General features: G+C 40.3%; 25 protein-coding genes. 4 read left to right on the top strand and 21 right to left on the bottom strand.

The window, feature by feature from the left end; all coding sequences use genetic code 11:
• Positions 1 to 4 precede the first annotated feature (4 nt).
• From FC90_RS08330 to FC90_RS08310, 5 genes are all read right to left on the bottom strand, one after another.
• Positions 5 to 1,294: a UDP-glucose dehydrogenase family protein gene (locus FC90_RS08330; RefSeq protein ID WP_057908774.1), complete on the bottom strand. Its 1,290-nt coding sequence runs from the start codon at positions 1,292 to 1,294 to the stop codon at positions 5 to 7.
• Positions 1,284 to 2,528: a glycosyltransferase family 4 protein gene (locus FC90_RS08325; RefSeq protein ID WP_057908773.1), complete on the bottom strand. Its 1,245-nt coding sequence runs from the start codon at positions 2,526 to 2,528 to the stop codon at positions 1,284 to 1,286. Before FC90_RS08325 ends, FC90_RS08330 begins: the two co-directional genes overlap by 11 nt.
• On the bottom strand, positions 2,529 to 2,960 hold the full coding sequence (locus FC90_RS08320) for a hypothetical protein (RefSeq protein ID WP_057908772.1): 432 nt from the start codon (positions 2,958 to 2,960) through the stop codon (positions 2,529 to 2,531).
• 70 nt (positions 2,961 to 3,030) lie between these two features.
• The gene (locus tag FC90_RS08315; RefSeq protein ID WP_057908771.1) at positions 3,031 to 5,880 is read right to left on the bottom strand and encodes an immunoglobulin-like domain-containing protein; all 2,850 of its coding nucleotides are present in this window, start codon (positions 5,878 to 5,880) and stop codon (positions 3,031 to 3,033) included.
• A gap of 320 nt (positions 5,881 to 6,200) precedes the next feature.
• Complete coding sequence (locus tag FC90_RS08310; RefSeq protein WP_057908770.1) at positions 6,201 to 7,214, bottom strand: YeiH family protein; 1,014 nt, start codon at positions 7,212 to 7,214, stop codon at positions 6,201 to 6,203.
• A gap of 87 nt (positions 7,215 to 7,301) precedes the next feature.
• Between FC90_RS08310 and FC90_RS08305 the strand changes: the two genes are divergently transcribed.
• Together FC90_RS08305 and FC90_RS08300 are read left to right on the top strand one after the other, a co-directional pair.
• Complete coding sequence (locus FC90_RS08305) at positions 7,302 to 8,150, top strand: LysR family transcriptional regulator (RefSeq protein WP_226789479.1); 849 nt, start codon at positions 7,302 to 7,304, stop codon at positions 8,148 to 8,150.
• Positions 8,151 to 8,160: 10 nt separating this feature from the next.
• On the top strand, positions 8,161 to 9,480 hold the full coding sequence (locus FC90_RS08300) for an MATE family efflux transporter (protein ID WP_057908768.1): 1,320 nt from the start codon (positions 8,161 to 8,163) through the stop codon (positions 9,478 to 9,480).
• A 130-nt stretch (positions 9,481 to 9,610) separates the two neighbouring features.
• On the opposite strand, the gene FC90_RS08295 is transcribed toward FC90_RS08300, so the two are convergent.
• Positions 9,611 to 10,504 (bottom strand): RluA family pseudouridine synthase, encoded by an 894-nt coding sequence (locus FC90_RS08295; protein ID WP_057908767.1) that lies wholly within the window; start codon positions 10,502 to 10,504, stop codon positions 9,611 to 9,613.
• 204 nt (positions 10,505 to 10,708) lie between these two features.
• Between FC90_RS08295 and FC90_RS08290 the strand changes: the two genes are divergently transcribed.
• The gene (locus FC90_RS08290; RefSeq protein WP_057908766.1) at positions 10,709 to 11,260 is read left to right on the top strand and encodes an NADPH-dependent FMN reductase; all 552 of its coding nucleotides are present in this window, start codon (positions 10,709 to 10,711) and stop codon (positions 11,258 to 11,260) included.
• A 55-nt stretch (positions 11,261 to 11,315) separates the two neighbouring features.
• On the opposite strand, the gene FC90_RS09430 is transcribed toward FC90_RS08290, so the two are convergent.
• The 8 genes from FC90_RS09430 to miaA all read right to left on the bottom strand — a co-directional run bounded on the left by FC90_RS09430 (position 11,316) and on the right by miaA (position 17,862).
• Positions 11,316 to 11,483, bottom strand: a complete 168-nt coding sequence (locus tag FC90_RS09430; RefSeq protein WP_164477412.1) for a hypothetical protein — start codon at positions 11,481 to 11,483, stop codon at positions 11,316 to 11,318.
• Entirely contained in the window at positions 11,483 to 12,178 is a 696-nt protein-coding gene (locus tag FC90_RS08285; protein WP_057908765.1) for an NAD(P)H-dependent oxidoreductase, read from the bottom strand. Before FC90_RS08285 ends, FC90_RS09430 begins: the two co-directional genes overlap by 1 nt.
• A 59-nt stretch (positions 12,179 to 12,237) precedes the next feature.
• The gene (glnA, locus tag FC90_RS08280) at positions 12,238 to 13,581 is read right to left on the bottom strand and encodes a type I glutamate--ammonia ligase (RefSeq protein WP_057908764.1); all 1,344 of its coding nucleotides are present in this window, start codon (positions 13,579 to 13,581) and stop codon (positions 12,238 to 12,240) included.
• 14 nt (positions 13,582 to 13,595) lie between these two features.
• On the bottom strand, positions 13,596 to 13,967 hold the full coding sequence (locus FC90_RS08275) for a MerR family transcriptional regulator (protein WP_057908763.1): 372 nt from the start codon (positions 13,965 to 13,967) through the stop codon (positions 13,596 to 13,598).
• A gap of 121 nt (positions 13,968 to 14,088) precedes the next feature.
• Complete coding sequence (locus FC90_RS08270) at positions 14,089 to 14,634, bottom strand: DNA-3-methyladenine glycosylase I (RefSeq protein ID WP_057908762.1); 546 nt, start codon at positions 14,632 to 14,634, stop codon at positions 14,089 to 14,091.
• The gene (locus FC90_RS08265) at positions 14,628 to 15,485 is read right to left on the bottom strand and encodes a helix-turn-helix domain-containing protein (RefSeq protein WP_057908761.1); all 858 of its coding nucleotides are present in this window, start codon (positions 15,483 to 15,485) and stop codon (positions 14,628 to 14,630) included. Before FC90_RS08265 ends, FC90_RS08270 begins: the two co-directional genes overlap by 7 nt.
• A gap of 168 nt (positions 15,486 to 15,653) precedes the next feature.
• Entirely contained in the window at positions 15,654 to 16,910 is a 1,257-nt protein-coding gene (locus tag FC90_RS08260; RefSeq protein WP_057908760.1) for a methionine gamma-lyase family protein, read from the bottom strand.
• Positions 16,911 to 16,929: 19 nt separating this feature from the next.
• Positions 16,930 to 17,862: a tRNA (adenosine(37)-N6)-dimethylallyltransferase MiaA gene (gene miaA, locus FC90_RS08255; RefSeq protein ID WP_057908759.1), complete on the bottom strand. Its 933-nt coding sequence runs from the start codon at positions 17,860 to 17,862 to the stop codon at positions 16,930 to 16,932.
• 106 nt (positions 17,863 to 17,968) lie between these two features.
• Here miaA and FC90_RS08250 point away from each other — a divergent pair, with 106 nt between their 5' ends.
• Entirely contained in the window at positions 17,969 to 18,148 is a 180-nt protein-coding gene (locus FC90_RS08250; RefSeq protein ID WP_004265196.1) for a DUF3042 family protein, read from the top strand.
• 203 nt (positions 18,149 to 18,351) lie between these two features.
• On the opposite strand, the gene FC90_RS08245 is transcribed toward FC90_RS08250, so the two are convergent.
• The 7 genes from FC90_RS08245 to FC90_RS08215 all read right to left on the bottom strand — a co-directional run bounded on the left by FC90_RS08245 (position 18,352) and on the right by FC90_RS08215 (position 23,677).
• Entirely contained in the window at positions 18,352 to 18,774 is a 423-nt protein-coding gene (locus FC90_RS08245; protein WP_083482037.1) for a rhodanese-like domain-containing protein, read from the bottom strand.
• A 23-nt stretch (positions 18,775 to 18,797) separates the two neighbouring features.
• Positions 18,798 to 19,769, bottom strand: coding sequence for an ROK family glucokinase (locus FC90_RS08240; protein ID WP_057908758.1), 972 nt, complete (start codon positions 19,767 to 19,769; stop codon positions 18,798 to 18,800).
• Positions 19,766 to 19,999, bottom strand: a complete 234-nt coding sequence (locus FC90_RS08235) for a YqgQ family protein (RefSeq protein WP_057908757.1) — start codon at positions 19,997 to 19,999, stop codon at positions 19,766 to 19,768. The genes FC90_RS08240 and FC90_RS08235 overlap by 4 nt, the downstream gene beginning before the upstream one ends.
• Before the next feature lie 32 nt (positions 20,000 to 20,031).
• On the bottom strand, positions 20,032 to 20,691 hold the full coding sequence (locus tag FC90_RS08230; protein ID WP_057908756.1) for a rhomboid family intramembrane serine protease: 660 nt from the start codon (positions 20,689 to 20,691) through the stop codon (positions 20,032 to 20,034).
• A gap of 10 nt (positions 20,692 to 20,701) precedes the next feature.
• Complete coding sequence (locus FC90_RS08225) at positions 20,702 to 21,247, bottom strand: 5-formyltetrahydrofolate cyclo-ligase (protein WP_057908755.1); 546 nt, start codon at positions 21,245 to 21,247, stop codon at positions 20,702 to 20,704.
• 66 nt (positions 21,248 to 21,313) lie between these two features.
• Positions 21,314 to 21,463, bottom strand: a complete 150-nt coding sequence (rpmG, locus tag FC90_RS08220) for a 50S ribosomal protein L33 (RefSeq protein ID WP_011375028.1) — start codon at positions 21,461 to 21,463, stop codon at positions 21,314 to 21,316.
• Positions 21,464 to 21,571: 108 nt separating this feature from the next.
• On the bottom strand, positions 21,572 to 23,677 hold the full coding sequence (locus tag FC90_RS08215) for a peptidoglycan D,D-transpeptidase FtsI family protein (RefSeq protein ID WP_057908754.1): 2,106 nt from the start codon (positions 23,675 to 23,677) through the stop codon (positions 21,572 to 21,574).
• Between the last annotated feature and the right edge of the window lie 46 nt (positions 23,678 to 23,723).

The raw sequence follows: 23,723 nt of genomic DNA, 5'->3' as shown, positions 1-23,723 counted from the left end.
TTGATCAACCTTTCTGTCCAACCACTGCATACTCGATATCATTTAGTTCAGCTAATGACAACAATGCTGCTCGTCCATCTAAAATTAATGGCCGCCGCATTTTATTTTTAATTGTCACCGCATTTAATTTCTGGATTGAAGACCATTCAGTCGCAATTAAAGCGGCTTCACAAGCTTCTAAAGCGGTTTCGATTTTTAGACAGTACTCAATGGCTTCGCCGAATATTTCACGAACATTATCGAGTGCAATCGGATCATAAACCGCTACTCGGGCACCTTTTTCAAGTAACGTTTGGATTATTCTCAAAGCCGGAGCCTCACGAATATCGTCTGTCCCTGGCTTAAACGCCGCACCCAAAATAGCTATTTTTTTCCCCGTTAAATCGGGATAATATTGCATTAGACGTTCAACCAAATGCAATTGTTGCTGTTGATTAGTTTTAATCGTCGCTTCCAGAATTGGAAAATCAATCCGATTTTGTTGCGCAATTTGTAATAAGGCAGCTGTGTCTTTAGGGAAACAAGAACCGCCGTACCCGATTCCGGCTTTCAGAAATTTATTTCCAATTCGCGTGTCAAGTCCCATTCCCTGGCTAACGGCTTGAATATTCGCTCCAGTTGCCTCACAAATATTTGCAATTTCATTTACAAAACTGATTTTAGTGGCTAAAAAAGCATTAGAAGCGTACTTAATTAATTCTGCACTTGCAAACGTCGTCTTAATCACTGTTGTTTTATAAGGTGCATTGACTGCTTCAACGACAGCCATCGCTGCTTGGCTATCAGAACCGAGAATCAAGCGATCAGCATGAAAAACATCATGTACCGCACTACCTTCGCGTAAAAACTCTGGATTTGAGACGACTTCAACTGTGTAAGCGCCATTCTGGTTTAACAATGCTTTAATTTTCGCATTTGTGCCGACTGGTACAGTACTTTTAGTTACCACAATTGTTGCATGCTGCAAATCTTGCGTGATTCGATTAACCGTTGTATTTATATAAGTTAAATCAGCTGATCCATCTGGATTTTCAGGGGTTCCAACAGCTAAATAAATTAAATCAAAATCATTGTAGTTAACATCCTGGTCTAGGCTAAAAGTTAATCGCTGGGCAGCTAGATTTTTATGCATCATTTCTTCAATCTGTGGTTCATAAATTGGTGATATTCCTTGCTTTAATTTATTAATTTTAGCTGTATCAATATCAATACAAGTCACATTTTGCCCCATTTCGGCTAAAGAAACCCCGGTGACTAATCCGACATAACCGGTACCTACCACACTAATTTTCATGTATATTCCTCCATTGTTGCACTAATATTGTTTCCACTTGATCAGTCAAGTGCTCAGCACTGTAATTCTGCTGTGCAATTGCTCTAATTTTAGGCGCTAGGGCCCTTAGCGCTTGTTTCTTATTCTGTAATGTCACTAACAGTAGCGCTAAATCTTCTGGATGGGTTGGGCGCACATAATAACCAATTTGATTTTTTTCAACAATTTCTTTGGTCCATCCATTAGCATTGACGATGATTGGTTTACCCGCAGCCAAAGCATCAAAAAATTTATTTGGAGAGTTAGTGGCTAAAACGGGTAAGTTTTTAAAACTAGTCATCGTAATGTTCGCAATACTAGTCATCGTTGGCACATTTTTACGTTTAATATAACCTGTTAATAAAACATTCGTTAAACCTGCTGATTGACATGCCTGCTGTAAAGAAGCCCGTACTTTACCATCACCACCAATAATGATGACAATTTGTTGCTGCCCTTTTTTTTGCAATATTTTGGCGGCTTCAATTAAATACATCAACCCATTGGCTTCCCCCATTGCACCTAAATGGAGTAACACAAATTTATCTTGCAACTTTAACTGCTTAATCAGTTCTGCTTGTAACTCGGTTTGAATATGTTGGGGTTGAAATAAACTAAGATCCGAAAAATTAGGAATCATCGTCACTTTTTGCCGCTTAATCCCTTGCGCTAAGATGCCTTCAGTCATCCCTGGTGAGAGACTGATAATATGCTTAGCGTGGCGGTAAACAGTTCGCTCAAGGTAACTTAATCCTTTTAATAGAATTGGATTTTTGATTATACCCATTTGTTTTGGAGCTTCAGGCCACAAATCACGCACTTCAAAAATATAATCTAAAGATTTGCTAACGTGTAACATGAGGGTCGGAATCGCTATTGTCAATGGTGTCGAAGTGGCTAATAATAGGTCACCGTCGCTTTTTCGACCTTGTATATAAGCAAAATGCATATATTTTAGAAAAGCCCAAGTCCTTCTGTAAAAACCCATCTTATTTTCATAATGGTTACGTTGTGCCTTGACTACTATGCCGTCAATTAAATACTCACGATAATAATGCGTCGTTTTAAAAGGGATTTCACTTTCTAAAAAAGCATCAGTGGTAATCATTGTAACCTGATGTCCTTTTTGGACTAATTTTTTAGCAATTTCATAGGTGCGCGTTGCGGTGGTTGAATTCCGTGTTGCAAAGTATTGATGTAAATAGATAACTTTCATTTACTTAACCGTAACTTGCCACTTAGCTGTTTGATTCACATCTAATGGTTTATACAATAAAGTAAATCGCCTAGCTCTTGCTGGGATTTCATAAAAACCATTCCCTTTAGTGGCTTTGCTTGGCGCTAAAGTGGCGGCGAAGTTAATCCCTTCGCCCATATAAAAGTAATGAGTTTCATATTTAATGATAAAATCGCTAGCTCCTACCTGGAATTTTTTGACGCTTTTATTTTTTACTTTAAATTGAATCTGAACAATCTTCTTTTTCCCAGCATGACTAACCGTTTTGGCACTAATTGGCGTCATGACAAGTTGCTTAGTCTGTTTCGCTTGTCCAAGATCATTCGTCGTCTGTTTCACACGCTTACTTTGGCAGCCGGTTAGGGTAATGCCAATTACTATCAATGAAATAAAATAAATAAGTTTCCGCATAATTTTTTAACTTCTTTCCAAAATTTAAACACATACGAATTATTCGCATGCGTTCAGTTGTTGCTTTAACTTATTCGACAATATTAACGAGTTTTGTTGCTTGAACTTTATACCCCGCATCAACGCCGACAATTTCTAATTTATCTGTAACCGTCATTTCGATATTATCTAATCCCTTTAGAGCATACGTACCTGTTGCTGAATTTAAGACAGCATTCTTGACTACTTTTCCATTTAGCATCAAGCGTACCGCATGAATGTCACTACCCATGGTTCCAATCATTTGGCTAGTCCCTACTTGAAAAGAATCTGGTCCGGTTAAAGTATAATCGTGTTTTTCTTCGCCTTCATTAGTAACCGTAACTGCAGCTTGTGCTTGTTCATGGTACTGATTATCAACACCAACAGCTTCGATCTGATCACCATAAGCTACTAATTCTTCCATCCCTTTAGCTGCAAAATTTCCTTTATTTAAATCAGCTTGTTTCAAAATCTTATTACTTTTTTTATTGCGAATTCTTACATATGCTAAATCCTGGCCGTAAGTCCCAGTAATGGCATTCGTACCAACTAAATATTCATTAGTCACTAAAGCATAGTCGTGAACAATTGTGCCACTAGTCGTAACGTTAATTGTGTTGACCGTTTCATATTGACTGTTTACGGCACGAACTTGAACTTGATCGTCATTACTGGTCACAAACTTATTAACTTCCGTAAATTCATAACGTCCTGTCTTTAATTTAGCTTGTGAGACAACTTGTCCATTCACCACTAACCGAACTTTAGCGACATCTTTACCAAAAGAACCCGTCAAATTGCTAGTTCCTAATGCGTAGTTATCAGCTGTTAAACGATAATCTTTGGTCTCTTCACCTAAAACTTTAACCGTTTTCCGATTTTGTTCTCGATAATTTTTATCAACTGCCACGACTTCCACTTTATGCTTTTTATCTGTAATAAACTGTTTAGCATTCTTAACGCTGAACAGGCCGCTGGTACTAATCGCTTGGGCCACTGTCTTCCCATCAAGTTGTAATCTTACTTTATAAACATCTTTGCCATAACTACCGGCAACTGTACTATCACCAAGCGTATAGTCATTAGCCACTAAGTTATAATTTTTTTCATCTTCACCGGTAACCGTTACTGATTTTCGATTTTGTTCTCGATAATTTTTATCAACCGCCACGACTTCAATCTTTTGAGTCTTGCTTATGACAAACTTATTAGCATTATTAAAGGTATATTGACCATTTTTTGTATCTGCCTGGGCAACAACATTACCATTAACCAACAAGCGTACTTTATAAACATCCTTACCATATGAACCGGTTAATGTTTGATTCCCTAAGCGATAACCGTTAGCAGTTAATGTATAATCGCGTGCTTGTTCGCCGGTAACTTGTACAGTTCGTCGATTCTGTTCTTGATAAGTCTTGTCTACAGCAACAACTTCAACTGTTTGGTTTTTACTACTAATATATTTATTAACATTAGCGAAAGTGTAATGTCCATTACTAGTACTTGCTTGAGTCATAACTTGACCATCAACCAATAAGCGAACTTGATAAACATCCTTACCATATGAACCGGTTAATGTAGAATCCCCAATACGGTAACTATTAGCAGTTAATGTAAAATCTTTGACTTCTTCACCGGTAATCATTACTAGCTTCCGGTTTTGTTCCACATTATGTGCATCATATGCAATTACTTCAACGGGTTCGTTCTTCGTTGTGATGTATTTATTAGCCCCGGAAATCATAAATTGGCCATTTTGTAATGTTGCATTAGCAACCATTTGGTTTTTCACAGCTAAACGAACATAAGCCACATTTTTACCATATAGACCAGTTAATGCCGAATCGCCGATGTTATAACGATTGGGTGATAGTGAAAAGTCATCAGCCGCTTTTTCAACATTAACAGCTGCAGTTGCAACCGTTGTTAACCCTTGGGTATCTGCTACTTGATACGTCACTGTGTAAGCACCTGGTTTAGTTGTATTTACATTGTTATTAACGACTTGAATTTTTTGGGTTAACCAACCGTCTTCTTTATCGTACGCAGAAACACCAATTAAAGCTGCTGCTGTGTCATACACTGAGCCTTCTGGTACAGAGTGTTTATAGTTGTTATCAAAATTAATTTCTGGTTTGGTATTTTCTGGAATGTCTTTACCTGGATCCATTTGGTTCAAACGCAGATCAACACCACTATCGCGACTACCTAAACGCCAATCGATAATACTACCAGTTGTAATCATGCCACCTTTAAAGTGATAAGCACCATCATAAGCATCATCAATATGAACGCCTGAATTAGTTACTGCTTGCCCTAAATCCATATTTAGATTTAAGACTGTATCCGGGAAGAGCCCAATCAGGCTTACCGCTGGATTATTGAAAACTAATTCATTCCGCGTAGCATCAACAGTGATTTCACCTGCTGAATAGATATGATCAGTTACAGAGCCAATTCCGATGCCCGCTGAAACATGAAACTCACCAGAAATCGAGCGTTTAAAAGCATCGGTTTGTGCTAATGCTTTAAATTCTTCAGGTAATTTTATCCGATAATCGGTTCGATCATTTAAAGCTAGGGAACCTAACGATGAAATATCAAGTTTTAAAGCTAAATTTCCTCTTGTTTGCTTGCCTGATACAGTTAAACCCCCAGCGGCACTTCCTGAATAGCTCATCTTACCAAATTCACCAATATCAATAGAATTGGGCTTGGTTTGATTACTTGTTGCCGATGGATTATTCGCTGTTTGTGCATTTTCCGTTGCCACACTTGTGGCAGTTGACGTTTGTTGCGTTGTCGCAAATGCACTCGTTGGTGCGGCTAACGATCCCCCAAGTGTGATTAATAATGCACCATAAGTAAAAAACTTAAGTTTGTTCTTCTGATTCATTGTCATTCCTCCAAAATTAATAGTTTATGTGATGAGTAACATCATAACAGTTAACGCTATTCATTGGTTTGCATGATTTTCTGCCACTTTAGGATTTTTTTGCGTAAAGCATTCATTTTATTCAATTTATAGCCATTCATAATTATCGCTCAGCTTTGTTTTAATTCATGCTTTATTCAACCAATCACTCATGATCCAAGTATAATTTGCTGTAATTTCATTCCAACTATTTGCCTAAACAAGCTATTCAAGTGACTTTTATGTAATTAACCGTATTAAAAAAAATCTGCATTCAACAATTCAGTTGAATGCAGATCTTTTTAGAACAAAATCGTAATTAATATGAGCGCCATAATGACTTGGATTGTCACTAATCCCCCAGCATATGTTAACAAGCGTTTGCCTTGACTAAAGAGCGTCTTTAAGTTCAACCGCAACCCAATTGCTGCCAGGGCTGTTGTCTCACACCAAGTACTCAAAAAATGGCATAATGCCCCAAATTGACTTGGAAAAAGCTGTAAACTATTCAAAATACAAAATAATAGAAATCCAATTACGTACCAAGGAACTAAACTACTTTTCTTAGCCAATAATTGTTCACCAAGTTTCGAATCACTTACTTGGCTTTGTTGCTTTTGATGCCAATAGCCAAACCCAGTAACTACAAATACCAAACAAATAATACGTAAAATCTTAAATAAGGTAGCTGTTACAACCGTCCCTTGGTTAATCATCGTTGCACTGGCCACCACTTGACCAACCGATTGGACAGTCCCACCGATGAGTACGCCTCGTAACTCGTTATTATGTCCCCAAATAAGGGTCCCCAAGACTGGTAATAGTAGCATGAGAATCGTCCCCATCAAATTGACCATCGTTATCGCAATGCCGGTATCTTCATTATCGGCATCGATGATTGGGGCAATCGCACCAATTGCACTTGATCCGCAGACCGCATTCCCACCTGCCATCAATAAATAGGTTCCTTCGTTAAACTGTAAACGGCGCCCTAACCAGATAGCAAATCCAATCGTACAACTCATTTGCAACACGGTAAACAGCACCCCGCGCCAACCAATTTGAGCAATACTTTGGAACGTAATCGTAGCGCCCAGTAACATCACTGAATATTCTAATAATTTTTTCTCAGAAAATTTGGTTCCCATTGCTAATCCAGGTTGTTGCAACCATGTATTTCCTAAAATAATCCCGATAAAAAGTGCCACCGTTGCCCCACCTAACATTGGTAACCACAACTTGGCGATATAATAACTAACAACTGCAATCCCCAATGATACGATAAAACCAGGTAATTCCTTAGTTATCTTCTGCATAATGTTACTCCTTCTCACTTATTATCTTAAACTATACCGAAACTCTTTCAATTAATAAAATAAATCTTTATAATAGTTGTTATTAAGATGACGAATAGAAGTGATGGTATGTTCAAGATTCTAACGACTTTTAAAACAGTTTATGAAACCAAAAATTTTACGACGGCCGCACAACTGCTTTTTTTATCGCAGCCAACAATCTCTGTCCAAATTAAACAATTAGAAGCTTCGTTAAACGTCGTGCTCTTTGAACGCAACGGCCGCCAACAAATGACGCCGACTAAAAGTGCTGATTTATTCTACCAACAAGTTCAGCAACTGCTCGATCTATGGGATCAGGATTTATACGCACTCCATCATCCAGATGGCCAGCCCAAAACTCCTTGTCGTATTGGGGCGTCACATACAACCGCAAGTTATTTACTCCCTGCATTGCTTAAGACGCACCGCTCAGAGCTAGAAACCTTAGCACTTGATATTAGCACCCTCAATTCTTCACAAATTGTTCAAAAGCTCACCCAACACAAATTAGACTTTGGCTTTATTGAAAAACCACTAACGGAAAAAGACCTCATTCGAACGCCTTTGCAAACTGACCAGTTAGTCTTAGCAGGGCGCCCAACCGAGCCGTGGCTATTACGCGAGCCTGGTTCTGGTGTCTACCATTACACAATGAATTATGCCAAAGAAAATAATTTACCATTGGAAAATACGATGACCATCAAAAGTAATGCCATGATCGTCCAATTATTACGACAAGGTATCGGGCAATCATTGGTTTCAAGTGCCGCGTTACTCGATTATCCGGAGATTCCGAGTCGACCACTTTCACAACAATACCAACGTCAATTCTACCTTGTCGCTCGTAAAAATTTGCCCGAACCTCTCCAAGCATTTGTCGCCTTATTAATGGCAACCCCACTACCAATCGAATAGGAGTGTTATTTTGGAAAACGCATCACAGATCAAAAAGGAACTAACTGGCTATATCATTCGTGATGTTTTTAGTTCGCTTGGTTTATCAATTTATATTTTAGCAGACACATACTTTATTGCTTATGCAGTTGGCCCAATTGGCTTGGCAGCCTTGAACATTGACTTACCGATTTTTAATTTATTTAATGGTCTAGGGCTGATGCTGGGCATTGGCGGAGCGACCATTTTCTCAATTAATAAAAGTAAGCACCCTGATAAAAGTCGCGCAATTTTTACTGAAGTCCTTACTTTTGGCATTTTATTAGGCCTGGTTATCATGGCATTGGGTTTAATTTTTATTCAGCCGCTCTTACACTTACTCGGGGCTAATCAAGAAACCTTGGCTCCTAGTTTGACATATTTACGGGTTATTTTAATTGGGAGCCCTTTATTTATCATTAATAATTTGGTTTTAAGTTTCGTTCGCAATGACAATAACCCGCACTTAACGATGATTGCGACCCTTTCACAGAGTTTATTTGTGATTATCTTCGACTATCTCTTGATGTTCCCACTCCACATGGGAATGCTAGGGGCGGCCATGGCGACAATTTGTTCCCCACTGGTCAGTCTAATTATCTTGACGCAACATCGCAAACATCCCCAGCGATTATTGACATTGCAACATTTAACCTTACACTTCAAGCCCACTTTGAAAGCCATTCAACTTGGTTTTCCTTCATTCTTAACTGAAATGAGTACTGGGGTCAGTATTTTCGTATTCAACATCGTTATTTTACACCTTAGTAATAACTATGCCGTTGCTGCTTACGGGATTATTGCTAATATTTTGCTTGTGGGACTTTCACTATTCAATGGGGTTGCGGTTGGTATTCAACCAATTGTCAGTCGTGAATTTGGCAAACAGCACTGGGCCAATATTAAGATCAGTCTCAAAATCGGCTTATTAACTTCGGTTGCAATTGCAGCTGGCTTATATTTGGTATTAATCGGACTTAAATTCCCTATCATTGATCTTTTTAACCACGAACATAATCAAGCCCTTGTCCATTATGCAGCAACTGGAATTCCATTGATTTTCTTAAGTTTCTTCTTTTCAAGTATGAATATTGTCAATAATTTATTTATCACAGCGATTGCCCAACCGCGCCTATCATTTTTCGTCGCCATCATGCGCGGATATGTATTACTAATTGCTAGTGTCTTAGTTTTATCAGCACTTTTCGGTTTAACCGGCGTTTGGTTAAGCGTGCCATTAACAGAAATTTTGATTTTTATTATGGGCATGCTGATTACACGGAGTCTACTAAAAACAAACAATAGCGTCTAAAAAAGGAATGGTACTTCACGCGGCATATAACCGTCTGAAGTACCATTCCTTTTTAGATTTCAAGCCAAAAAATTACCAGATCGCTCTTCTAACTAAACTAAGCCTTAATTATAATTAACAGCCATTCCGACTAATCAATAATCGGTAAGGATTTCGGTAAGATTGCCTGAATATCCGTTGCAATCGGCGCATTAATTGTGCATAGTTGTTGACTAAAAGGATCTTTGAATTGTAGTTGATAGGCGTGCAGTGCTTGTCGGGTTATCCCTTGATCAAGGGGGCCGCCGTAGAGCTGATCACCAATCAATGGATGCCCCATTGCACTAAAGTGAACTCGAATCTGATGAGTCCGACCGGTATGAATCTGAACTTTAACAGCCACCAATTGTGCAGTCCCACCTAAACGCCAATAACTGGTCCAGGCTGCTTGTCCATCGGCAATGACCGCTCTTCGTGGTTGATGATCAATTTTTCCAATTGGTGCTCGAATTTCTCCAAATTGTGGTAAATCACCACCAGCAACCACTGCTAAATAGAATTTTCGCAGTTGATGATGTTCAATTTGTGGTTGCAATAAACTCTGTGCCACTTGATGCTTAGCAATTAAGACCAGCCCACTGGTATCAAAATCTAACCGGGTAATAATATGTGGCACTAAATCTGTTAAACCTTGCGATTGCCAATATCCCTTAATCCGATTCAATAATGTATCGGTTTGATTGGTGGGCCCTGGAATCGTCGCTAAGCCAGCTGGTTTATTCACCGCTAACCAATAATCATCCTCATAACAAACTACAATCGGTTCATGACTAACAATGACTCGCTGATCAGCTGGTTCTGCGGGTAAGTGTACCGATACTACATCCCCAATGTGCACTTGATCACTAGGCTTACTTTTTTGTTCATTTATTAGTATCCGCTGGCCAGTCGCCTTTATTTTAGTATACAATCGTTGACTTATACCACTAGCCAATAGAAATTGTTTAACTGATTGTGTGTGCTGCACATGCCATTTAATTTCCATAATTCATTTCCCATCTGCGTTCTGATTATTGTTATTATACGATTTATCGTACTTAAATTTCAATCTATATCAAACTTATTGTTTGCTAAAAAGGCTCGGAATTCGCTATGATTAGATAGTTAACTTTTATGGTTGCCTTTTCACAAAAAAGTGCTATAATTAAGTTACTTACTAATAATAAGTAAAGCTATTGGAGGTTTCACTATGACAAAAAATATCGCAGTTTTAATTGGTAGTTTACGAAAAGACTCATTTAGCAAAGCAGTTGCTAAATCATTAATGCCTTTATTCCCATCAGATTATAATCTGGAAATTGTTGAAATTGGTGATTTGCCACTATACAATCAAGATTATGATGATTTAGATCAGGTTCCAGCAGCTTACACTACATTCAGAAATAAAATGCAAACAATGGACGCCGTTTTGTTTGTCACACCAGAATATAACCGTTCAGTTCCAGCTGTATTAAAGAATGCGTTAGATGTTGGTTCACGTCCTTATGGTGCTAGTGTCTGGGATAATAAACCAGCCGAAATCGTCAGTGTTTCACCTGGTGCGATCAGTGGCTTTGGCGCTAACCATCACTTACGTCAATCACTTGTTTTCTTGAACATGCCAACTGTTCAACAACCAGAAGCCTACATTGGCAATGTTATGAACTTATTGGACGACAACCAAGCAGTTACTAATGCAGATACCCTCAAGTTCTTCCAAGTAATCGTTGATGCGTTCGATACTTTAATCAAACGCTACTAATCAATCAAAATAAAAACGCCCCGACTTCGTCGAGGCGTTTTTATTTTGGTTGAAATTACCAATTCGTCGCATTCCAAATTCGGCCGTCAAGTTCACCTTGACGTTGTTCAATCCGTAACGCTAGTTCATCACTTGCTTGTTGGAGCGCCGTATAAAAAGCTTGCTCCTCATAAGTCGTGGCTTGCTCTTTTTGCAGTTGAATTTGTTCCGTTAACCAATCCATTAGCCTTCACCTTCTTCTTCACGAATCAGTTGGACTTGCCAATTCAAATCGGTTAATTCCGAGCGCTTATCGGACAATTGTTCACTCAAAAGCGTGATACGTTGTTGTGCCTTAGGTGACGTGGCTTCAGCAGCCTTTTTAATAAGCATCGTTTCAAACCACGCTAATTTCTGATCAAAATTAAACTGCGCTTGCGTCAAATAACGTTGATAATCGATGACCAAGTGCTGTTTATCGGTTTCTTGCCAATAACCTAGTTGATGTATCGTAAGTGGTGGTAAATAAACCATCCCTAACTTACGCGCCACCAATTCATATGGGCGCAAAATTTCAGAAAGTGTTACCTGTTCACTACCACCAGCTTGAAAATGTTTAGCGGCCGTTCCCGTTGAAACGACAATCCCAAGCGTTTTTCCCGCCAGTGGTTGGCGGCCATTAAAAGCAAATTGTCCCGTTAAAACCGTGTCCAACCACGCTTTTAGGCTCGCTGGGGCGGCATACCAATAGAGCGGAAATTGAAAAACAATCCGCTCATGCTCCCGTAATAAGGCTTGTTCAGCAGCCACATCTAATGTATCAATCGCATCTAGGTGATGCCAAGTGATGTCTTCCAGTGGTGCTACACTCGCTTTTAAAAAATTTTGGACCATCGACGTCTCGATTTCGGGATGGCTGATAATCACCAATGTTTTCATACTCTGCCAACTTTCTATTTCTAAAGTTTAATTGTACAAAAAGATGGCGCAAATAGCGACTAATAGAGTTCCAAATACTGTTCACGTTCCCAATCAGAAACTTGTTGCCGGTATGCCGCCCACTCCAATGACTTAGAATCCATGAAACTCTGGTAGAGATACGATCCCATTGAAGCTTTAATAACTTCATCTTGTGCTAGCTCTTTCAACGCATTGTGAAGCGTTGATGGTAAATCTGTAATGTGATTTTCTTTCCGTTCGGCTTCATCCATACTATAGATATTACGATCTACACCCGCTTCCGGTAATAATTCTTGTTCTAAGCCAGACAACCCAGCGGCTAAAATTGATCCAATTGCTAGGTAGGGATTAGCACTTGGATCCACACTCCGCAATTCAAGCCGCGTTGATAAGCCACGTGATTGGGGGACCCGAATTAATGGTGAACGATTATGACCAGACCACGCCACATAAACCGGAGCTTCAAAACCAGGGACTAGTCGTTTGTAAGAATTGACTGTTGGGTTGTTAATCGCCGTAATTGCGCGCGCATGTTGCAATAAACCAGCTAAGAAATGGTAAGCCGTTTCTGAAAGGTGTTCAGTTCCCTTCTCATCATAGAACGCATTAGTACCATCTTGATTAAAGAGCGACATATTAATATGCATCCCAGAACCGTTAACACCGTGCAAGGGTTTTGGCATGAACGTTGCATGTAGGCCATGCTTTCGCGCAATGGTTTTAACCACTAATTTAAACGTTTGAATATTATCGGCAGCGTCAACAGCATCTGCATATTTAAAATCAATTTCATGTTGGCCAGGGGCAACTTCATGATGACTGGCTTCGACTTCAAAGCCCATTTTCTCAAGCTCTAAAACGATATCGCGCCGACAATTTTCCCCTAAATCAACGGGGGCAAAATCAAAGTAGCCGCCTTGGTCATTCAACTTCAACGTCGGTTTGTTGTATGCGTCCAATTTAAATAAGAAAAATTCTGGTTCCGGACCAATATTAAAATCTTGGAACCCTTTAGTTTGCATTTCGCGCACTAATTTTTTTAAATTATTCCGCGGATCACCTAAGAATGGTTGCCCATCGGCCGTATAAATGGAACAGATTAACCGTGCGACTTTCCCATGTTCAGCTTCCCATGGGAAAATGAGCCATGTACTTAAATCAGGACGCAAATACATATCACTTTCTTCAATCCGCACAAAGCCGTCAATTGAGGATCCGTCAAACATCATTTTATTACTTAAAACTTTATCTAATTGACTAATGGGCACTTCCACATTTTTAATAATCCCGTTGATATCCGTAAACATTAATCGTAAAAATTTAACATTCTCTTGTTCGACTAACCGTTTAATTGCTACTGCCGTCAATACTTTTCGTGCCATTAATCCGTCGCCCCTTAATATAATTTAGATGATTGTGAAATGGTCGACCGTTGTCCAACTAAGCCACCAACCGATAATAATTCATTAGCCAATAACCGCCGTGCCTTCTCGTCTGATAACTGTTTATCACGCTGCCGATCCGCCTTCTTCTGATAAATCTGGCGAATCTGCACCATTGTCGTCCCTTCAGCTAAGTAATCCTTAATTTCCAACAAACGATCAACATCGTTCAACGAAAACATGCGTTGATGTCCGATTGTCCGTTCTGGAAAAACAAGCGCCTGTGTCTCATAATAGCGAATTTGGCGCGCAGTTTGCCCTGTCAATTTCATTACCGTCCCAATTGGTAAAACTGCTAAGTTGCGCCTTAACTGTTTTTCAGCCATCCATTTCACCTCACTTGCGTTTTATCTTACCAGTCGTCATTTAAACGGTCAATATTTGATGTTAGCTTTTATAACATCAGTCAACCAAAAAGGTAAAATAATTTGGTTTATCTTTTTAGAATTAGTCTTCATCGATGATTTGAATTAACCCACCCGCAAGCATAAACAAATGTGTTACCACCGGTCCAACAAATTTAAACTGGCGCTTCTTCAAGTCTTTAGCAAGTTGCGTACTGATCGGCGCTGATTTATCGGACACACCAGTCATTTGTGAATCAAGCAGTTGGGGCTGACCATCAACAAATGCCCACAGATAGGCTGAAAAGCTACCATATTCAGCTTGGATGGCTTGAATTGCCCGCGCATTTTGAATCGTTGCTCGAATTTTACGCGAATTACGAATCATGTCTGATTCTTTTTGCAGGCGTTCAACATCCATTTCATCGAATTGTGCGACTTTTTCAATCACCATCCCCGCCATTTGTTGCCGCAGAACTGGTATTTTACTTGCAGCTACTTTCCAGCTCAACCCCACTTGGAAAACCCCAACTGTTAAGAGTTCAAACCAAATGCGATCATCGTGCGTTGGCGTGCCAAAATAATTGTGATAAGCCTGAACCCCATCTGTTGCCGTTTCAAAGTTGTTTTTAACTATTTCATCTACCATCGATAAACCACCTGTCCTATGCTTTCGGATGGAAACCCAACTTTTTCCGCCAATCCACTGTAATGTGCGTCTAAATAATTAAAGTCAGTTGTGTCATGCGTCCTAAAATAAGGCAGCAAAGCCATCTGATCATCAAATTGAATGTGTTCCTGTTGCGTATAAGCCTTCAAAACTTTTGCCAACTGATAAAAATCTTGATTAGTGATATAGTATGGCACTACGGATTGCTTTGTATCAACTGTCACGACGGCCCGATAAGCGCGCCCGATGCCTTGTAACCCGCCAACGGTTGATGGTCCAGCAGTCTGCATGACCGCATAATGAATTGCTCGAATTTCCGGTGTCGCAAGTTGTTTAACAACTTTCATGGGCATGACTTTTAAAACATCTGTCTGCTTTAAACAAATTTGGCGCGGTTCTAATGCAATTAAATAAGGACTCCGTGCTTGGCGCCAGTGAGCTGGCATTGTTTGGCCATCGCTCACAACACTAACATCCGTCAAAGCTGCGCTGAACTGTTGTGCCAAATCAACATAGTGTCGCTCCGGTTGGTGCATGATTCGCCCCAAATCAGACACCGGCTTTGGGTTTTCGCTTGCTGCCAAATGCCAATGTTGCCGCAACCGCCCAAAGAATGAATTCGGTTTAGTGACCGTTTCAACCCCGAGCAAAGTATTCAAACTTACATTATACAACTTGGCAAGAGCAACCAATGTATTCAAGTCTGGTGCACTTTTATCCGTCTCCCATTTAGAAATGACTTGGCGTGACACATTAATCTGCTCCGCGAATGTCTGTTGCGAGTAGCCCGCATCCAAACGAAATTGTTTTAATTGTTGACCAATTAACATCTAACCACCTCCAAGACTTACCGTAGCGAGATTGACACATTTATACTAGCAACAATCCAAAGCATCACTTAAAACCGACCGCTACGATTCGTTGCATCCTTATCATACCACGCTTGATGTACAAAAAAAGCGGTCAATTAAACGCGAATTTGATTGACCGCTATGAATTTATTTTTCAAAAAAAGTTGTTTGCACCGCTCGACTAATCGCGAGTTTAACGTGCGCGTAAGTTAACCCACCTTGCAAGTAAAGGGTATATGGTGCGCGCAGTGGTCCATCGGCTGAAAATTCAATACTAGCACCTTGGATAAAGGTCCCGGCAGCCATTACGATCTGGTCTTCGTAACCAGCAAAATCACTTGGAATCGGGGTCACAAATGAATCAATTGGTGATTGTGCTTGAACACAACCAGCGAACTTAACCATATCATCTGGATTACCGAAGTTCACCGTTTGAATCAAGTCAGTTCTGGGCGCATCCCATTTCGGTGAGACACTCAAGCCCATTTGTTCCAAGAGCGCTGCTTCAAAAACAGCCCCTTTAATCGCATTACCAGTCACACTTGGGGCTAAGAAGAAACCTTCAAACATCAATTGTAAATTACCTTGGGTGGCCCCTTCACTAGCACCAACACCTGGCACAGTGAGCCGATAACCAATCATTTCGATTAATTTCTCAGTGCCGACAATATAACCACCCGTTTGCGCGATACCACCACCAGCATTTTTGATCAAAGAACCCGCCATGACGTCAGCTCCGAACTCCGTTGGCTCCGTTGTTTCAGAGAATTCACCGTAAGCATTATCGACAAAGACAATCAATTCAGGGTTAATATCTTTGACAAAGGTAATCATTTCTTTGATTTTAGCAACTGTAAAGCTATCGCGATCAGCGTAGCCCCGTGAGCGTTGGATAGCAACTACTTTTGTCTTACCGGTGATTTTGGTCCGCGCTGTTTCAAAATCTACGGCCCCATTCTCTAATAATGGTACGAAATCAAATCCAATTTGGAATTCTTTTAGTGAACCAATTCCATTGCCGGCCATTCCGATGACTTCTTGCAACGTATCATAAGGTTCACCGGTTAGATATAAAAGGTCGTCGCCTGGACGCAACATGCCTAATAAAGCCGTTCCAATTGCGTGCGTGCCAGAAACTAGTTGTGGCCGCACAAGGGCAGCTTCAGTTTTGAAAACGCGGCGATAAACAGCCTCTAATTTATCGCGCCCCTGATCATCGTTACCGTAACCAGTTGTCCCGCTTAAATGTGATTCAGAAATATTTTCTGTCTGGAACGCTTCGAGCACCTTTGCTTGATTATTGATGATTTGTTCATCCAGTGCCTGTAAACGTGGTGCGATTTGCGCATCAACTGCCGCGATTTTAGCTTGTAATTCTGGTGCTAAGCTTGCTTGCCAATCCATCTTAACCACTCCATTTCTATTATTGCTGTAACCATTGTTGTAAATCAGTTTGAATCCGGGCTAAATCGGCTTCTGGTTGTTCAACTAAATTGTACCAGTTTACCGGAATCTGGTTTCTAAACCAAGTTAATTGCCGTTTTGCATAATGCCGTGAATTCTGTTTCACTTGCGCAATTGCCGTTTCTAACGATCCGGTACCATCAAAATAAGGAAAGAACTCTTTATAGCCAATCCCCCGTACAGCTTGCGGGCTCGTTTCACGATGTGCATAAGCTAACCGTGCTTCTTCGATCAACCCCGCTGCAACCATCTGATCGACCCGTTGATTAATGCGATCGTACAATAACTGGCGTTCGCAGTTCAACCCGATAATAAACGAATCATAGCGTAATTTTTTTGGTCGTTGCTGCGAAAATAATGTCCCAGTTGTTTCATAGACTTCTAGGGCACGAATCACACGGCGTGGATTGGTAGCTGAAATTTTACCAGCCGCTTGCGGATCAATCTGATTAAGTGCTTGCCATAAATCTGCTTCAGAATGCTGATCCAAAAAAGTTTGCCACTTTTGACGAATTGTAAAATTCTGTTCCGCGTCTTGCGCGCTACCCAGAGTCATATCATACAGTAATGCCTGCAAATACAATCCCGTCCCACCAACAATTAAGGGCATATGTTGGCGACTGATAATTTCAGTGACGAGTTGTTGCCCTTGCTGTTGAAAGTCAAAGGCGGTAAACCGTTGATCAATATCTGCCACATCAATTAAGTGGTGCGGCACAAGCGCTTTTTCCTTGGGGGTCACTTTCGCCGTGCCGATATCCAATTGGCGATAAACTTGCATCGCATCCCCGGAAATAATTTCACCGTGCAACTGCTGCGCGAGTTGTAAGCTTAATGCCGTTTTACCAACGCCAGTCGGCCCGACAATTACAATTAACTTTTCTTTTTTCATATTTTCACCACATTAATTAACGTATTTTACTAGCTATTCGCACCCAAATACGCGATAATAAAGTTGTACTTGAATGAATGTATTGAGACTTGAGGAGGCTTTACTTATGAAACATAAATTTCTAAAGGGTTTCGTGATTGGGACCGTTTCAACAGTCGGTGCAATTGCCGGTTCACTCTTAGCGTTTAAGAAGACCGTCGTTGATCCAATCGAAGAAAAAGAAAATCAAATTGAAGAAAGTCGTCGACGTGCAAACCGGAAGAGCCATTCAGCTCACCAAGGCTAAGTCACATGCAACGACTGAGCCCGTTACTTCGTGTAACGGGCTTTTTTTATAGCAACTCAATCCCCCGCTATCTTGAAACGTGTCCGTAAGCCAGTCTCTAGGTTATACATCAATCGCTAAAATATAACCGCCTGCTGTTGTACACTAACATAAAAACCCAACAGTCGACTAGTTTCTTTGCTAGCAACTCTTGGGCTTTTTGTTTAATTCACATGCTTTTTACGTTTTGTTTTGCCGGTCCACCCAGCATACCCCTTTTGCAACCACTTAATATCAGTAAAACCAGCTTTTTTTAACTTCAGCGCTGCTCGGATGCTAAGCGTAATGCCTGCATCATATAAGTAGACTGGTAAGTCCATCCGTAATTCACTCATATTTTGTTTCAACATTGAATAAGGTAAGCTGCGGGCTCCTAAAATATGGCCAGCATCAAAATCTTTTTTTTCTCGCAAGTCGACAATTTGGGCCTTACGCATAGTTTCTTCAAACGCCGTCTCAGTTAATTCGCCGCCTAACCGTTTGCGTTGAATTCGATAATATGCCCAGTCGCCAAAGAACCATAGTAAAATAACGATTAGAATGCTATTAATTATTACCCATACATTAATTGTCCCTAATACAAGCATTGATAAGACTCCCTTATAACATATTATTGTTGATTAAATTGAAGCGCAAGTGATGCAGCACCGATGACACCAGCGACATTTCCTAAGTTTGCCAAACGAATCTTAGTCGTTTTTTTGACATTTGGGAACGTGAATTCTTCAAAGTACGATTCAACTTGCTGACGTAAAAATTCACCCGCAGCCGAAACGCCTCCACCGATAACGATATACGATGGGTTCAACATATTCCCCACATTGCCTAGTGCTAAACCAAGGTAATAAGAAACTCGATCGACCACTTTAATTGCCAATGCATCTGCATCTTTTGCCATGTCAAAAACCAGTTTAGAGCTGATTTCTTCCCCATCATCTAACATTGTTTTTAATTTTGAGTTACCAGCGTATTCTTCAGCCATATCACGTGCTACCCGCACAACACCCGTCGCGGAAGCATAGGTTTCTAAACAACCTTGTTTACCACAAGTACAATCATAGCCATGCGGTTCAACCGTTACATGGCCAAGTTCGCCGGCAGAGCCAGCCACCCCATGTAGTAAATGACCGTCAGCCACGATGCCACCACCAACACCAGTGCCAAGGGTCACAAAAGCAACATCAGGTTGGTTCTCACCAGCCCCTTTCCAACGTTCACCTAACGCAGCAACGTTGGCATCGTTATCAATTGCCAACTTCATATGTGTGCCAGCTTCGATATCACGACGGAGGTATTGCGGTGTCTTCCAATTTAAATTATACGCACCGATAACGGTCCCCTCTTGGCTATTAACACTACCCGGGGTCCCCATGCCAATCCCGATAAAATCATCAGGTGTCATGTTATATAAATCTAAATGATGATTAATCGATTCAATGATATCAGGCGTAATATGACTACCTTCATCTAAAATATCCGTATCGATACTCCAGCGTTGTTGGATTTCGCCATCCATTGTCATAATTGCAAATTTAGCTGTTGTTCCACCTAAATCGACGCCAATTAACTTTTTGTCTGTCATTTAAATTTCTCCTCCAATAAATTGTGATTAAACGCTTCATTTGTTTCCAACCGATGTTCACGCACTAAAACTAGCTTGGCATCACGATATACTTTGCCATCAATCAACCCTGCATCATAAATATGCCGTAATTCGATGCTGGTCAATTCAATATCCCAAAGTCGCTTACCCAGATGGACGTAAACGCCAAATTGTTTTAAAAGTTGTTGTACGTCATATAGTGTTCTCATCAACTTCACCTTTAATATTATACATAAATTGATTAATGATTCATACCCAGGAAACCAAATAATATTAGCGTACCAACATAAATTAATCCACTAACGGCACGGTTGAGTGGGTTAATTCTCCCCACCTTAGGTGCACCAAGTGCCATACTACTTAAAAATCCACCTAACACGCCACCAACCATTGCGTACAGTGCATTGTGATTAACAATAAATTGGAGACCAATGGTTAAAAATAGAAAAACCCAATATTGGCGGGCAATTTGCCCAAACACAGCTTCTTCTTTAAAGGCATCTCCCAACATTAAAAACCCACCGAACACGCCTAACATAGCGGTTCCGGCCATAACTGTTGGCGTATTAATCCCTAAAAAAGCACTCGCTGTAAATAAACTTGCTAAACTACTTAAAAAATAAACGGCTAATAGACGCCAGTGTCCTAGTAATCGTTCTAGTTGTCCACCAACAAAATATAAAATAATCAAATCCATCAGGAGATTCAAAAAGCGGCCGTGATTAACAGAAGCCATGATAAATCCAATAATATGGCCATTCAACAAGGCTTTAACCGATATAAATCCATTCAACCAAAGCGATGGTCTCAAAAAAAGCGTCACAAACATTAAAATATTTAAGAGCATCAATGCATATGTTACAAACGGAATATCTTGCCAACGTTCTTTAAAATTAGTCATTTTTTCTCCTTTAGGCTTGAAAAATGTGATCGATTGGTACATCAAATTCATCAATGGCCCAATCAGTATTTCTTTGTTGCGGCTTAAGCGCGAGTGCAATCGTTGACATTGGATGATGCATCAAATATCGATCATAATAGCCACCGCCAAAACCAACACGCCAGCCATCGCTACTAAAAGCTAGGCCTGGCACAAGCATTAAATCTGGAACCACAGCAACGCTATCTTCCGTCACGATTGGTTCTAATACGCCGTAGAAACTCATTGCTAATTTAGTGGCTACAGTGAATGGATAAAAAGCCATTTGCCGATTTGGCAGAGTCTTAGGAATGACTACTTGCTTTTTCGCTAGTCGCATGGCTTCAATTAACGGCTGAGTATCGACTTCAAACACCTGACTCATTGTCACACCAATCACGGTTGCTGTTTGAAACGCCTCGCTGGCAACGAACAATGCCAATAATTGCGCTTCTTGTGCTTGCTTAATATTTGGCGTTTGGGCCAATACTTGTAGCGCTTCAATCTGTTGTTGGCGGATTTGCTTTTTAGTTTGCATTCCCACACCCTCCTTAACAAAAAAAGCCCGAGCGCAAAGCGCCCCGACTCTTAATTTGCGTCACTACTATTTAGTTTCGCGGTGTAAAGTTACTTTGCGTTCGCGTGGGCAATATTTCTTTAATTCCAAGCGATCTGGATTGTTACGTTTATTTTTGTTTGATAAGTAACTACGTTCATGACATTCTGTACATTCCATTGTAATGTGAACACGCATTGATATAGCCTCCAAGCTGTAAGTAAATTTCTAAAAAACTGTTTAATTCTTAGACTCTTAGTATCATACCATTTTTTATAGAATCTGAAAAGGTTATTTCGGAATATTTCATTTGGTAATGTTATTTAATTTGTAATAATCAGTAATCATCTCACGAGCCAATAATGTATTGTAGTGGCCTTCGTCGGTGTTGAGATTTGGAAAAACAATTGCAATCGCAATTTGTGGATTATCATAAGGAGCAAACCCAACTAAACTAGAGGTTACAGTTTCAACTTGCTTACTGGTTGAATCATTAGGATCTTGACGGGCAAAGGATTGGGCTGTCCCGGTCTTAACACCAAAGGTTGGTTTGATATCTTTCAAAGTATGTGCCGTTCCCCAAGCATTGGTCCCGTTGACAACGTTATACATCCCTTTTTTAACCACATTAAAGTAGCTTTCCGGCGCATTAATTGTACTTAAAACAGTTGGCGTTGTCTTAGTACCAATCTGCCCAAACGAACCATCATTGCCGGTTTGTTGAATAGAATCGACCAGATAAGGTTGCATCCGTTGTCCTCCGTTGGCAATTGTTGAAATATATTGAGCTAATTGAATTAGTGTATAGGCATCATAGTTTCCATAAGACAAATCAAGCAGTGATCCGACGGCTTGCTCACCATATTCATTGACAGTTGGTCCTTCAATGCCACTAGCTTCACCTGGCAAATCAATCCCCGTCTTTTGTCCTAACCCAAACTGATTAAAGTAACCACGCATCTTCGTAAAAATATCCGGTGCCATCGTCATTGTTTGATTTGGTACGTATTTAGCATGTCCTTCAAGCATTGCAAGGTGCATCATGTAAATATTAGAAGACACTTCTAAAGCTGATTCCGCATCCAGTGCGCCAAAAGTCCCCACAGGGTAAACTGATTTTTTAACCGGCGTTCCAGTTAAGTAGATTGGGGTATCAGGTAATGTATTGTTGGTTGGTGTAATAACGCCGTCCATTAAGCCCCCCATCACAGTTGCCCCTTTGATTGCCGACCCCATGACAAAGGTATGATTAATGACGCCAAGTGCGTCATCAGCAATTTCACCTGATTGACGATCATTTGATTCACCGGCCATCGCCAAAATAGCACCTGTTTTAGGATTCATAGCAACGGCATAAGCACCATCTGAATATTGTGTTGTTCCCGTTGACTTAGCTTGGTTATAAACCTTTTTCAGAGCTGCTTCAACTTGCGTTTGATAAGCTTGATCAATGGTTAAATTTAAATTACTGCCTTTTTGCCCCTTAAAAAGGACACTACTGGAGAGAATTTGATTATTCGCACCAACTTCAACTTGCGATTGTGACTTAGAACCATGTAGAACACCTTCATATTGCTTTTCTAAATAACTTGTCCCAACCCGATCATTTCGAGAATAACCTTGAGCCAGCAAGGAATTGATGCCATCTTCTGGTAAGCCCTGTTCTTCCGTTGATACGTGTCCAATGATACTGCGCATTGAATTACCATTGGGATATGCGCGCTCCCAATCAGTACCGACATTGACTCCTGGTAAACTCGTCAAATGTTCACTAACTTGGGCAATTTCTTGATCAGTTACATCGGAATTTTTAATATAAACGGTTGAGAGCTGGTAAGCCCCACTCATAATTTTAAAAATTGCAGCGGCTTGTTTTTGCTGATCGTTTAAACCTTTGAAGGATTTTTTAACCAGTTTAATCGTTGATTGATAAATTTCTTTTTCTGGCAATTCAGAACCATCACTAGCAACTTTAGCAGATTTGGGCAGTTTAGCATTCCATTTTTTAAGTTGCCGGGGGTTACTGAGATAATAATCAATCTGATCACGTTCAGTTAATTTATCCGTTGAAACCGTTAGATATTTAGTTAACTGATTGGCTTCAGTATACATTTTATCCGCTAAAACATTCATGTTTTTAGTGTAGGTAATCGCCGGTTTGGCACTATTACCAACTAACACACGTCCTTTAGCATCAAGAATCATCCCCCGTGGCACATTGCCGGTGACAATTTTCTTATCAGTACTATTAACCATCGCTTGGAAATTAGCACCTTCCATCACCTGCAGACGCCCCAATTGCATAATTAACGCAGCAAATAACACGAAAACGACGAATAATAGGAAGTTCAGGCGGAATGGAATGTGTGATTTTTCACGGTTTTGTTTACTTTTTCTCTTAATAATTTTCACGGACGGTCAGATACTCCTTATTGAGCGCTACCTAACGAAGAGAAAG

Origin of the sequence: Latilactobacillus graminis DSM 20719, from assembly GCF_001436415.1 — a bacterium.
Classification (GTDB): Bacteria; Bacillota; Bacilli; order Lactobacillales; family Lactobacillaceae; genus Latilactobacillus; species Latilactobacillus graminis.
This window is presented reverse-complemented; position numbering and strand designations above follow the sequence as displayed.